The 12,537-nt window shown below is 50.4% G+C and carries 10 protein-coding genes and 2 pseudogenes; 6 read left to right on the top strand and 6 right to left on the bottom strand.

Going from position 1 to position 12,537, the window contains the following annotated elements:
* Window positions 1-57: 57 nt before the first annotated feature.
* Together ACJ8QI_RS09050 and ACJ8QI_RS09045 are read right to left on the bottom strand one after the other, a co-directional pair.
* Window positions 58-306 (bottom strand): hypothetical protein, encoded by a 249-nt coding sequence (locus ACJ8QI_RS09050; RefSeq protein ID WP_004930507.1) that lies wholly within the window; start codon window positions 304-306, stop codon window positions 58-60.
* Between the two features lie 194 nt (window positions 307-500).
* Complete coding sequence (locus ACJ8QI_RS09045) at window positions 501-1,523, bottom strand: hypothetical protein (RefSeq protein WP_442532690.1); 1,023 nt, start codon at window positions 1,521-1,523, stop codon at window positions 501-503.
* A gap of 228 nt (window positions 1,524-1,751) precedes the next feature.
* Here ACJ8QI_RS09045 and zntB point away from each other — a divergent pair, with 228 nt between their 5' ends.
* Window positions 1,752-2,735, top strand: a complete 984-nt coding sequence (zntB, locus tag ACJ8QI_RS09040) for a zinc transporter ZntB (RefSeq protein WP_063990004.1) — start codon at window positions 1,752-1,754, stop codon at window positions 2,733-2,735.
* A gap of 218 nt (window positions 2,736-2,953) precedes the next feature.
* Here the strand turns inward: zntB and ACJ8QI_RS09035 are convergent, their stop codons facing one another.
* From ACJ8QI_RS09035 to ACJ8QI_RS09025, 3 genes are all read right to left on the bottom strand, one after another.
* A complete protein-coding gene (locus ACJ8QI_RS09035) occupies window positions 2,954-3,352 on the bottom strand; it encodes a VOC family protein (RefSeq protein ID WP_060418601.1) in 399 nt (132 codons plus the stop codon).
* A 146-nt stretch (window positions 3,353-3,498) separates the two neighbouring features.
* A complete protein-coding gene (ttcA, locus tag ACJ8QI_RS09030; protein ID WP_442532402.1) occupies window positions 3,499-4,437 on the bottom strand; it encodes a tRNA 2-thiocytidine(32) synthetase TtcA in 939 nt (312 codons plus the stop codon).
* Between the two features lie 48 nt (window positions 4,438-4,485).
* A complete protein-coding gene (locus ACJ8QI_RS09025) occupies window positions 4,486-4,914 on the bottom strand; it encodes a tyrosine-type recombinase/integrase (RefSeq protein ID WP_442532688.1) in 429 nt (142 codons plus the stop codon).
* Between ACJ8QI_RS09025 and ACJ8QI_RS09020 the strand changes: the two are divergent.
* From ACJ8QI_RS09020 to ACJ8QI_RS09005, 4 genes and pseudogenes are all read left to right on the top strand, one after another.
* Window positions 4,862-5,995 (top strand): annotated as a pseudogene (locus tag ACJ8QI_RS09020) (IS3 family transposase). The gene ACJ8QI_RS09025 and the pseudogene ACJ8QI_RS09020 sit on opposite strands and share 53 nt — an antisense overlap.
* 189 nt (window positions 5,996-6,184) lie before the next feature.
* On the top strand, window positions 6,185-7,339 hold the full coding sequence (gene iteA / locus ACJ8QI_RS09015; protein WP_442532401.1) for an anti-phage ATPase IteA: 1,155 nt from the start codon (window positions 6,185-6,187) through the stop codon (window positions 7,337-7,339).
* Window positions 7,314-9,569, top strand: coding sequence for a S8 family anti-phage peptidase IteS (gene iteS, locus ACJ8QI_RS09010; RefSeq protein ID WP_442532400.1), 2,256 nt, complete (start codon window positions 7,314-7,316; stop codon window positions 9,567-9,569). The genes iteA and iteS overlap by 26 nt, the downstream gene beginning before the upstream one ends.
* A 181-nt stretch (window positions 9,570-9,750) precedes the next feature.
* Window positions 9,751-10,479, top strand: a complete 729-nt coding sequence (locus ACJ8QI_RS09005) for a hypothetical protein (protein WP_442532399.1) — start codon at window positions 9,751-9,753, stop codon at window positions 10,477-10,479.
* A 139-nt stretch (window positions 10,480-10,618) separates the two neighbouring features.
* Here the strand turns inward: ACJ8QI_RS09005 and ACJ8QI_RS09000 are convergent.
* A pseudogene (locus tag ACJ8QI_RS09000) lies at window positions 10,619-11,735 on the bottom strand (IS3 family transposase).
* A gap of 86 nt (window positions 11,736-11,821) precedes the next feature.
* Here ACJ8QI_RS09000 and ACJ8QI_RS08995 point away from each other — a divergent pair.
* A complete protein-coding gene (locus tag ACJ8QI_RS08995; RefSeq protein ID WP_442523552.1) occupies window positions 11,822-12,043 on the top strand; it encodes a DNA polymerase V in 222 nt (73 codons plus the stop codon).
* The last annotated feature ends 494 nt before the right edge of the window (window positions 12,044-12,537 follow it).

Genomic DNA, 12,537 nt, shown 5'->3' with positions numbered 1-12,537 from the left:
ATAAACAGGGTTGCCATCATCATATGATTATTTCGTTATTTCAGAGAGAGGTTACGCTTATAGACAGTCCCGCATGGCATCCACCACCACGCGGCCGCTCATGTCGGTCTGGGTGATGCGGTAGCTGGTGGGGTACGAGCGTCGGGTGCTGAAACGATCGTGGACGGAGACCTTGCCAATCTGCAGGCCGGCGGCGTTCTTCACCACAAACTCACTGATCTCTTCCTGGCCCTGGTTTTGCAAATGGATATTACTGATTTTTTCCAGCGTATCGCTGGCGTTTATTTTTAAATGGTCGCGTAACATAACTACCTCCTCGTAGTGAGAAAAGTATATGCCCCTAAAATTTGCGCTGAAACAGCTTTGTGTTGATTTATTATTATCATTTTGAATTAAAATTGATAGCAATATGTTAAGTCATAATAATAACGGCTTTGCCAGCGCTTTATCGGCGATATTGCCTGATTTATCGGCAAAGGTTTATTTCATTGCCGTTATTATTAGTCTGCATTAATGGGGAAAAGCGCCTGCCTGGCCGCCGGGGCGGGAAAGACGCAGGCGACGTTGTGCCCGCAGCCGGGAACGATCGTTAACCGATGCGGCTTATCCGGCGCCAGGTAACGCCGGTCATAGTCGGCATAGGCCAGGGCACGATGCAATCGATAGGGGCCCTGCAGCTGGGCGGCGCAGGATTTGTCGAGTATCCGATAGTAGGCGCCCGGCGCGGTGCCGGTATCACCGGCGGCGGCCAGGTAGGAGATATCCGCAGCGGCATAGCGCCCGCGGGCCGCATCGGCAGTGCGCTGCAGGTGAGCGGGAAGCGATTCCAGGCCGTATTTCCACCGGTTGGCCTGTGGACACCGGCCGGCGTTCTGCGTTTGCCAACGGAAGCGGCAGGCTGTTTCACTGCCGCAGCTCCCCCCGTTTATTGGTTGGGGGCGCAGATTATCAAAATAGAGCCAGCTGCCAGGATCGGCCACCACATAGCGCAGCCGCACCCCGCCTGGCGGATGGGCAAAGCCGACATAATGTTGCACGAACTGGGCGCCGGCAGAGAAACCGGCCACGGTTATCGTCTGCAGCGACGGCCAGCGCCGTTTCATATCGGCCAGCAGGTTATCCATGGCGTTGAATGAGCCGGTCTTCCCGGCATTATCCAAACCGCCCTCGATCCAGGAGCCGCAGCGCCACAGGGCGTCGCCGTCTTGCGGCAGGGGCAGACCGGTGGAATGGCAGTGGACGGCGAGTTTTTCCGGCACCTGGAACAGCGGGGCGGCCAGTAAGGCATCGTCTCCCGCTCCTGCCGCCTGCGCGGCGTCGATCGCCGCTTGCAGCGTTTTAACGGCGTCGCGTGGATGACCGTGCATCACCACCAGTGCGTTACGCGGCTGGGCGCTGTGCTTCTGGGCGACATAGTAAGAAAAATTGCCGCCGGCCGTCGCGACCCGTAAAGGGGTAGACATGCGTTCCAGCGCCGGCTCCGCGCGCAGCGGTTGGCTGGCGAACAGCAGCAGCGCCGCCATGGTACAGAACAGGCACCGCAGCACAGCCAGGTTCAATGCAAAATGTCTTGCGCCTGATTCACTACTTCCCGCCATCGTCGTTCCTCACCCGGTCGCAAATGTGGCTTCGCCTGAAGTATAGAGCACGCTTTTTGTCCGGCGTGAAAACTGGCGTTACAGCTTGGCCTTTGATCTCCAAGGTGTTAACGCTAGACTCAGCAACATAAGCAAGAGTGAGGGGATAAATGAATGGATGTGATTGAGGGGAGCGAGCTGCAGGTCGCTGATGCGGTTTATGCCTACCAGCTGGACGGCAAGGGGGGCGTCACGCCGATCGAGCAGGATGACAAGATCACCTGCGACGCGCCGTGCTGGCTGCATCTCGATTATGCGCACCCGGCCAGCGCCGAATGGCTGAGCACCACGCCGCTGCTGCCGGATTCGGTGCGCGAGGCGCTCTCAGGCGAAAGCTCGCGGCCGCGCGTCAGCCGCCAGGGTGAAGGCACCATGATCACCCTGCGCAGCATTAACTTCAACGCCAACTCCCGGCCGGATCAACTGGTCACCATCCGCGTGTACATCACCGATAAACTGATTATCTCCACCCGGCACCGCAAGGTGTACTCCATCGATCAGGTGGTGAACGATCTGCAGAGCGGCGCCGGGCCGACCAACAGCGGCAGCTGGCTGGTGGAGATTTCCGATGCGTTGACCGATCACACCAGTGAATTTATCGAGGATCTGCACGACAAGATTATCGATCTGGAGGACGCCTTGCTGGAGCAGCAGGTGCCGGAGCGCGGCCAGTTGGCATTGATCCGTAAACAGCTGATCGTGCTGCGCCGTTACATGGCGCCGCAGCGCGACGTGTTCGCTCGGCTGGCCAGCGATCGCCTGCCGTGGATGAGCGACGACGATCGCCGCCGCATGCAGGACATCGCCGATCGCCTGGGGCGGGGATTGGACGATCTGGACGGCAGCATCGCACGCACTGCCATTTTGTCCGACGAAATCACCACGGTGATGGCCGACGCGATGAACCGCCGCACTTACACCATGTCATTGTTGGCGATGGTCTTTTTACCTACCACCTTCCTGACCGGGCTGTTTGGCGTCAACCTCGGCGGCATTCCGGGCGGCGGTAATCCCCTCGGTTTTGCGGCATTTTGCCTGATGCTGGTCGGGTTGGTGCTTGGCGTTGCCTGGTGGCTGAAGCGCAGCCGCTGGCTGTAGGCAAAAATGACGAAAACCCGGTTAACATTGAGCAATATCAACATTTAGCCGGGGGAAATGGGGCATGATCTCTCTCGCAGGTGAATGCAACGTCAAGCGATGGGCGTTGCGCTCCATAATTGTCTTACTTTCTTATTTTTGAATTACTGCATAGCACATTTGATTCGTACAATGCCGGTTTAATCACCGGCATTTTTTTATTCGGCTTTTACTCTGCTTCAGGCCGCGCTTTCATCCCAGAAGCTGGCTTCAATCTTGTGCCCATCCAAATCCCGAACAAAGCAGCCGTAGTAAGCTTCACCGTAGTGCGGCCGCGAACCGGGCGCGCCTTCATCGACGGCGCCGGCCAACAGCGCTTGCCGGTGGAATTCATCCACCTGTTGCTTGCTGGTCGCGAAAAAGCCGACGTGCGTGCCGTTGCCGGGCGCGGCAGGCCGGCCGTCGATCGGCACCTGTAGCCAAAACTCCGGGTAGTCGCGGCCGTAACCGATGGCGCCGGGATGTTCCAACACGCGTCGGCAACCCAAGGCGGCCAGCGCACGATCGTAAAAGGCCGCGGCGGCCTCGAAATCGTTGGAGCCAAGCGAGACGTGGGACAGGCAGGGGGTAATATTCATTGCGCGCTCTCCAATTTGCTGTATAAATAAACAGTATAGGGTAAAAACGGCACTGCCCAGTAAATTTTGCGCAAACTGTGAACAGGATCGAGATCGTCGAGAGCGGGGAATGTCGCCGCTTGCAGAGGGCAAGCGGCGAGAGGGGCTTATTTGATTTCCAGCACGTTCAACCGCTCTGGCGCTGGCACCGCGTCGTCCGAGTCTTCCGGCTGCCAACCGACCGGCTGCATCGGGATGTCTTCGCGATCGAAGGCCAAGTCGCCGCCGTCCACCACGGCGCTACCGTGGTGAATGCCTTTGAAATCGAAAAGATTGATATCGCTCAGGTGCGAAGGCACCACGTTTTGCATGGCGCTGAACATGGTTTCCAATCGGCCAGGGTAACGCTTGTCCCAGTCGCGCAGCATGTCGCCGATCACCTGGCGTTGCAAATTAGGCTGCGAGCCGCACAGGTTGCACGGAATGATCGGGAAGGCTTTGGCGATAGCGAAACGCTCGATGTCTTTCTCGCGGCAATAGGCCAGCGGGCGGATGACCACGTGTTTGCCGTCGTCGCTCATCAGCTTGGGCGGCATGCCTTTCATTTTGCCGCCGTAGAACATGTTGAGGAACAGCGTTTGCAAAATGTCGTCGCGGTGGTGGCCCAGCGCGATCTTGGTGGCACCCAGTTCGGTGGCGGTGCGGTACAAAATGCCGCGACGCAGGCGCGAGCACAGTGAACAGGTGGTTTTGCCTTCCGGAATCTTGTCTTTGACGATGCTGTAGGTGTTCTCTTCGACGATCTTGTACTCCACCCCCAGGCTTTCCAGGTAGGCGGGCAGAATATGCTCCGGGAAGCCGGGCTGTTTCTGATCGAGGTTCACCGCGATTAACGAGAAGTTAATCGGCGCGCTCTGCTGCAGGTTGCGCAGGATCTCAAGCATGGTGTAGCTGTCTTTACCGCCGGACAGGCAGACCATGATGCGGTCGCCTTCTTCAATCATATTGAAATCGGCGATCGCTTCGCCCACGTTGCGGCGCAGGCGCTTTTGCAACTTGTTCAGGTTGTACTGTTCTTTCTTTGTAATTTCTTGATTTTCTTGCATTATTAACCATCTCTGGAACCAAAAGGGGCATACAAGGGGCAAAAATTTTTAAAGTGCCAGCTTACTGTTAAGCATGAGCACCTGATCGCCGTTCAGCTCTTCAATCCACGCCGCATAGACTTCATACACCATTTGCGCATTTTCATGCCCCATCTGACTCGCGATAAACGACGGGTTTGCACCAGCTGATAACAGCCAGCAGGCGAAAGTATGCCGCGTATGGTACGGATTCCGGCGACGAATGCCAGCACGTTTTACGGCGGCGTTCCAACGGTGCCCGATGCTCGATACGCTGTAATACGGTTTTTGCTCTCCTTTACGCATCCGTGGCATGAAAACAAAGTGTACGCGCTGGGTTTCTGTCCTGGACTGAACCCGCCCCGGTAGACGATCCTGCCCTATAGTTTGTGCACAGGAGGAGTGTATGGGCACACCACGATTTACACCTGAATTTAAGGAAGAAGCCGTCCGTAAGATAACGGAACGCGGTTATTCCGTTGCCGAACTATCTGACCGTCTGAGTGTTTCTGCACACAGCCTCTACAAGTGGCTACGGGCTATCAAACCTGATAACAGCGAACAGCATGCCCGGGATTTACTGGAAGCCAAAAGCGAGATCCTGAAACTACGGGCACAGCTAAAACGTACCGAAGAAGAACGGGATATCCTGAAAAAGGCCACGCGGTACTTTGCAAGGGAGCCCGACTGAAGTACCGCTTTATCAATGAGCACCGCACTGTATGGGGGGATGACGATGTGTCGGGTACTGCATGTCGCCCGGGGCGGGTTCTACGCGTGGCTGCACAACCCGGTCTCGGTGGGTGATAAAGATAACCATCGTCTGCTGACGCCTATCCGTGATTCATATTCACTGAGCGGAGGCGTATACGGTTACCGGCGGGTTCATGGCGATCTGAACGAAATCGGGGAAACCTGCAGCAAAAACCGGGTGGGCCGTACTATGCAACTGAACCGGATTAAAGCTGTGCGTGGCTATAAAGCACCACGGCGTATCGTCGGCCGACCTTCAGTGGTTGCCCCTAATCGCGTACAGCGGCAGTTTACCGTTGTCCGGGCCAATCAGGTCTGGGTCACCGACATCACTTATATCCGGACCTGGCAGGGATGGTTGTATTTGGCGGTGGTTATCGACCTCTTTGCCCGTAACGTGGTGGGTTGGTCGATGAAGCCGACCCTCTCACGCGAACTGGCACTGGATGCGCTGATGATGGCGGTCTGGCGACGTAAACCGGACAGCGAGGTCATCGTGCACTCAGACCAGGGCAGCCAGTACGGCAGCGACGACTGGCAACGGTTCTGTCGGGCCAATAACCTGGCACCCAGTATGAGCCGGCGTGGCAACTGTTGGGATAATGCGGTGGCCGAATCGTTCGTCAGTTCACTGAAAAAAGAACGCATCAGGAAGAGAATATACAAAACCCGGGAGCTGGCCCGAGCGGATATCTTTGATTACATTGGAGTGTTCTACATCCGGCCCCGGCGCCACAGTCACCTCGGCGGCGTCAGTCCGGAGGCCTTTGAACAGGCCTCGGCGTGAGGACAGAATTTGTCTACGAGCATGGGGTCAGTCCAAGTTTGTTGTTTTGTGCAGTAAACATGGGGTTTGGTGAGCAAAAGGTAAAAAAATCGTATCAATAATCCTAAAATGCGTTACGATTATCGCTATTTGCGATAAAAGTGGTATGATTTCCGTATCAATGTTGCATTTTTAGGCGTGGGTGAGTAGATGGACTATCTTTCAGAAATTTTGAAAATAATTGAAGGCGCTACTAAAGCTAATGCATCGATGGCTAATAATTATGCAGGTTTGCTAGCTGACAAACTTGAGCAATCCGGTGAGATTAAACAAGCTAAACTTATTAGAGAGCGGCTTTTGCGTGCACCTCAAGCCTTAGCTGGGGCGCAAAAGGCAGGAGGAGGTGTTTCGATAGGGTCTTTACCCGTTGACATTGACAGTAGGTTAAGCACTGTTGATGTAAGCTATCCAAAACTAGACAAATCGGAACTCTATCTTCCTGCAGGAATTAACACAAGAGTCGATGAATTCATAACTAATGTTCAGCGCTTTGATGAATTTGTAAAGGTAGATGCTGCTTTACCAAGCAGATTACTTATATACGGTAAACCTGGTACTGGGAAAACGATGCTCTCAAGATATATCGCATCTCGACTCGAGTATCCTTTGTTGACTGTAAGGTGTGATACCTTGATAAGTAGTCTCTTAGGTCAAACAAGTAAGAATCTGCGACAAGTATTTGACTATGTAAACCAGCGACCTTGCGTTTTATTTTTAGATGAATTTGACGCATTAGCAGGTGCTAGAGGAAATGAAAGGGATATTGGTGAGTTACAGCGGGTAGTAATTTCCTTGTTGCAAAATATTGATGCCGCTTCTGATAACACAATAATTATAGCCTCCACCAATCATGAACAACTATTAGATCCAGCGGTCTGGAGACGGTTTAGCTTTAGAATCCCTATGCCGTTACCTGACCAGCACCAGAGAGAACTAATCTGGAAGAGCCGGTTGAAAAATATGCTAAGCAATGAAGTTGATTTATGTGATCTGGCTAAAAAATCAGAAGGTTTATCTGGTGCGATAATTGAGCAGGTTAGCTTGGATGCGCGCCGAGATGCAGTCATTGCTGGCGATAAAAAAATCATTAACCACAAACTTTACAGGCGTTTATATCTTGCGCAATCTCTAATTGACGGTGTAAATTTACACACTTACGAAGATGAAATTTGTTGGCTTCGATCTAAAGATAAGAAAATCTTCTCAATTCGAGTTCTTGCAGAGCTATATGGTCTTTCGGCAAGAGTTATTTCAAATGTTCTGAAGGAGTCAGGATCAAATGAGCAGAAGGGGCACACAGGCTAGTATCACCAATCCCATTTTAAAAATTCCATTTTCCCGAAGGGATTTGGGGGCGATTGAAGGGGGAGGTGGCGGAGCAAAAGAACTGGTTGAAGTCACTCCCGAGTACAGGTGCGGATTAGTCCGCGCTCTCAATAGCACCAAGGCATATTTGCAGTCTAAACTCGATGATCATCCGAGGAGTCTCGGAACGATCGTTTTCAAGCTTAGAGAACAAGGCATTGCTAAATCACACAGGCCAAACAAGCTCACCCAAGAAGCAGGGTTGCAAAATGCTGGCCACGGTAAAATTGACGAGATGTTGGTTGCTGCCCATTCAGGTAGTTTTGCGGCATTGGAGTCAATTATACTGCATCGTAACATCAAAGCGATTGTTGCTAACTTGAGCGCTATTGAAAGTATTGAACCATGGGATGAAGAACGAAAAATCCCTGGCGGTCGTGAACCTCTTTTTGCCGCATCTAATATTCTTCTTCGTCTGTTTCAATATTCCGCAGAGGACGCCACAGATTCTAACCATGAAAGTGTGTTAGATATTTTAGATGACAATGAAGTCGAATATATCACCATCAGACAAAGACGCGGCCCTCCTTTGATACGTGTTGTTGGCATTTCTGAGCATGATGAATCTGTATTGGAAGCATTGATTGAGCATCCTGGAGTACGCACTTTAATTCCTGAACCTAAATACTCAGCGTTCCCTGTCAGTGCCAGCAGTGCTGAAAGCAATGGTGTAGATGACTTCCCATTGCCTCAGGGAGATTTGCCATTAGTAGCAGTATTCGATACTGGCGTCAGCCCGACTGCTATATCCATTAGTCCTTGGATAGCAAGTAGTGAAACGTATGTTATTCCCCCTGAGACTCGTTATGAGCATGGTACAATGGTCTCTTCATTGGTTTCGGGGGCTAGCATCCTGAACGATAGACATTCTTGGTTGCCTGAAACACACTCAAAAGTGCATAATGTATGTGCTTTGGACGAGGATGGATCTTACATTTCAGACCTTATTATTAGATTGACTGATGCCGTAAGTAAACGTCCTGATATCAATATCTGGAATCTATCCTTAGGCGGCGGACCATGCAGTGAACATTTATTCAGCGATTTTTCTATGGCTCTGGATAAATTAAGTGATCAATATGGCGTTTTATTTGTTGTGGCTGCAGGGAATTATCTTGATCAGCCAATCAGAACGTGGCCAGACCCTGACTCTTTAAATGGCAATGATCTAGTGTCTTCACCTGGTGAATCTGTCCGTGCATTAACTGTCGGTTCAATTTCTCACATAGATGCTGCAGATGCATTGAGCGCATTAGGCACACCTACACCTTATACGCGTCGTGGCCCTGGACCAATTTTTACTCCTAAGCCTGATATAATTCATGCCGGTGGTGGGGTTCACGCTCCATGGAGTGTTGGTTCTAGTAGTTTAAAGGTTATAGGTCCTGATAATAGAATCTACTCTAATTTCGGCACTAGCTTTGCATCACCTATTGTGGCGAGTTTAGCTGCTCATACTTGGCAGGAAATCGCAACCAGCCCTGATTTTTCTGTTTCACCTTCTTTAGTTAAAGCTCTTTTGATTCACTCAGCCCAGCTTTCTTCTCCAGATTACACTACACATGAACGACGTTATTATGGCGCAGGTCTTCCTGAAGAAGTTTTCGAAACCTTGCATGATTCAGATGATCGCTTTACATTAATTTTCCAAACATTCCTTGTTCCTGGTATGAGGTGGCGGAAGGATAATTATCCTATTCCTGAGTGTCTTAACCAAGATGATAAATTCAAAGGGGAGATTATCATCACAGCTGTTTATGCTCCGCCGTTAGATCCTAATGCTGGAAGTGAGTACGTTAGAGCTAATGTCGAACTTAGTTTTGGTTTGATAGAAAATAATAGCATGAAAGGCAAAGTACCAATGGAAGGTGAAACAGGCCAATCAGGTTATGAAACCGCCCAGATTGAACATGGAGGAAAATGGTCTCCGGTGAAGATTCATCGCAAGGCATTCACTCGCGGTATAGCTACTGGAAATTGGGGGCTTCAGGCAAAAGCTACTTTGAGAGCTAATGAACCTGCCCTTCGAGAACCCCTGCCCGTCACCATAATCGTAACATTGAGGTCTTTAGATGGTGATACCGAAGTGTATGCTGGCGGGGTTAGGGCGTTGAATGCAAATAACTGGGCTAGTTCGCCGCTTCCAGTGCGTGTTCCGATTACAGTTTAAAGCAAGAAAAAGGTTTGAAAAACTTTACTATTTAGGCCATCATTTTAGTGATTTTTGATATGATGCCGTAGTAATAAAAACATGTAAGCACATTACGCCGTCCAACTAACCTAGGGTGGTTTGTTGGGTAGTGTGTTCTCCTGTGAATCTGTTAAAATTCCTCCATCACACAGGAGGAACTATGGACTGGCAAGGCATACCTTTTCTGATGAAAGGCGATGAGGTTTTCTATCACGCAGAAGTTCTCTTAAGTAAAATCCCTAAGATTGTTTTAGAAATCCCTGATAAAAGTAGTTGGGAATCGTTTTTAACCGCATTGATTGCGGGTGGGATTCCTGCGTATGTAGCTTACCGCGCAATGAAATCCAATACCCAGTTGGTAACTCAGCAGCAACTGCAGCAGGGTAAAATAGCAGATAAAACGATCAAGGCGCAGGTAGTCGCCTCAAGTAGGCAGGTTTGGATCAATGAGATTAGAGATTTGCTCTCTCAATTTGCCGCGGACAACCGTGCATGTCTCAAGCGTCAGTGGGATTACTTCAACGCTGACAATCTATTTCAACAATATGCTTTAACTGAGCAAAATATTAACATAGAAGTATTTCTTGAAGAACGCCGGACAGCTCAGCGTATGCTTGAAGATGCGATACGGGCCAGGGATGAAATTTTAAATAAAATAAATTATGTGAAAAACCGTATTTTATTGATGCTCAACCATGATGAAGCTGAATGTGCCGCTTTGATAGAATTGATGTCATCCATTGAAAAAAAATCTAGTAACTTGAGTGAAGCTGACTTGAAGGATTATCGTGATGTCAGTAGGCAGCTAAGAGTTGATATAGATTATTTTATTATCTGTGCACAGAAATATCTTAAAGGTGAGTGGGAGATAATAAAAGCATCCATTTAATTTTATACCAAATTTTTATAAGCCACGCCTATGCGTGGTTTTTCATGCCTAAATTCGGAGTAAACAATGTATGACCCATTAACCACTTCAGCAGGGCTTGCTGCTGGTGGTGACCTGCCCCCAGGATTAGATACAACCTTCAGTTAGTAATGTCGGTTGGTTTTTGTTCATATTTTCTGTTTCGCCAGTCCGTTGCGAATTCAGCTGGTGTCTGGTAATCCAGTGATGAATGGGGACGGCACTCGTTATAATCCTGCCTCCAGTCATTAATCGTTTTCCGGGCATGAAGAATATCGCTGAACCAGTGTTCATTCAGACACTCATCGCGAAAGCGTCCGTTAAAACTCTCAATAAATCCGTTCTGCGTTGGCTTACCTGGCTGGATAAGCCGTAGTTCCACACCATGCTCAAAGGCCCATTGATCGAGTGCGCGGCAGGTAAATTCCGGGCCCTGATCGGTTCTTATTGTCGTAGGATAGCCCCGAAACAGCGCGATGCTGTCCAGAATACGCGTGACCTGAACGCCTGAAATACCGAAAGCAGCGGTGATCGTCAGACACTCCTTCGTGAAATCATCTACACAGGTCAGGCACTTGATCCTGCGACCGTTGGCCAGAGTGTCCATAACGAAATCCATCGGCCATGTAAGATTCGGTGCATCCGGGCACAGAAGCGGAAACCGTTTGGTCGCCAGCCCTTTACGGCGTCGTCTGCGTTTTACGCTCAGTCCATTAAGGTGGTAAATACGGTATACCCGCTTGTGATTGACATGAAGGCCCTCCCTACGCAGCAACTGCCAGATGCGCCGATAACCAAAACGTCTGCGTTCAAGCGCCAGCTCAGTAATACGCCCTGATAAATGTGCATCAGCAGCCGGACGCTGAGCATCATAACGGCAGGTCGACAGGGACAAACCTGTAAGCCTGCAGGCACGACGTTGCGACAGACCGGTCGCATCACACATCAACACCACGGCTTCCCGCTTCTGGCCTGTCGTCAGTACTTTCGCCCCAGAGCCTCCTTATCCAGCATGGCTTCGGCAAGCAGCTTCTTGAGCCTGGCGTTCTCTTCCTCAAGCGACTTCAGGCGCTTAACCTCGGGCACCTCCATACCTCCATACCTCCATACTTCTTACGCCAGGTGTGAAAGGTAGCGTCGGAAATGGCGTGCTTACGGCAGAGCTCACGGGTAGAAACCCCGGCTTCAGGCTCGCGGAGGATACTGATGATCTGTTCGTCGGAAAAACGCTTCTTCATGGGGATGTCCTCATGTGGCTTATGAAGACATTACTAATGTCGCGGTGTATTAATCAACGGGGAGCAGGTCACCGAGGCAGTACGAAATAGAGGGCGCTTTCCGCGCCGCTGTAAAAATTGAGCAAACGGGACGGCGTACTGTGACAACGCAGGATTTTGTTAAGCAGCTTGAGGCGGTCAACTGGAACTGGTCACTGAAGCAGGCTAACAACTGGATCGAGTGCTACGTAACAACCTTCAAAGATATCTCTGCTGAGGAAGGGGAAGCGCGTACCTTTATGCTGTTTAACCCAAATAGAGGGCGTTGAAATGGGTACTGACTACATTCAAGCGGTCAGTCTCGACGGAGTAAAAGCTTCCTACATTTCGCTCCGGCCTATGAAGAACATAAGGAATTTCTCCATCTGTGGTGCTAACGGACAATAAAAATTTTTAGGGGCAATAAAGGGGCATTCCACCATCAAAAGGGGCAAAAAAGGGCATTTTTTGAGTAAATTGGCGGTGATTGGCGTACTTAAGTTGGTAGTGTAACATTATGAAAAATAGGTGAAATATAGAAAGTTTAATAGTTTGCGGAAAAAAGGGTTATACCTTCAGGTTGTACTGCTCTTTTTGGCTAACGGATTGCTTTTCTGACATTTAAATCGTGCTCATTCTCAATGGGGGGCACTAGGGGCATGGCGTTGTAGACCGCGAGTTTACCATTCAACCGGCCAATTTTGATCATTATTCATCATCCAGCTTCCACGCGCCCGACGCGAGGCCTGTATGGTACGGATTGTGGCGATGAATGCCAGCAGGT

Origin of the sequence: Serratia sp. CY84636 (assembly GCF_052166245.1) — a bacterium.
Lineage (GTDB): Bacteria > Pseudomonadota > Gammaproteobacteria > Enterobacterales > Enterobacteriaceae > Serratia > Serratia nevei.
Note: the sequence above shows the minus strand (reverse complement) of the source record. Positions and strands in the feature narration are given on the sequence as shown.

Coding starts and splice junctions, on each gene's coding strand:
- zntB (WP_063990004.1), top strand. CDS start 1,752: ATGGATGTGATTGAGGGGAGCGAGCTGCAGGTCGCTGATGCGGTTTAT.
- ttcA (WP_442532402.1), bottom strand. CDS start 4,437: ATGCAAGAAAATCAAGAAATTACAAAGAAAGAACAGTACAACCTGAAC.
- ACJ8QI_RS09005 (WP_442532399.1), top strand. CDS start 9,751: ATGGACTGGCAAGGCATACCTTTTCTGATGAAAGGCGATGAGGTTTTC.
- ACJ8QI_RS09050 (WP_004930507.1), bottom strand. CDS start 306: ATGTTACGCGACCATTTAAAAATAAACGCCAGCGATACGCTGGAAAAA.
- ACJ8QI_RS09035 (WP_060418601.1), bottom strand. CDS start 3,352: ATGAATATTACCCCCTGCCTGTCCCACGTCTCGCTTGGCTCCAACGAT.
- ACJ8QI_RS09045 (WP_442532690.1), bottom strand. CDS start 1,523: ATGGCGGCGCTGCTGCTGTTCGCCAGCCAACCGCTGCGCGCGGAGCCG.
- iteA (WP_442532401.1), top strand. CDS start 6,185: ATGGACTATCTTTCAGAAATTTTGAAAATAATTGAAGGCGCTACTAAA.
- iteS (WP_442532400.1), top strand. CDS start 7,314: ATGAGCAGAAGGGGCACACAGGCTAGTATCACCAATCCCATTTTAAAA.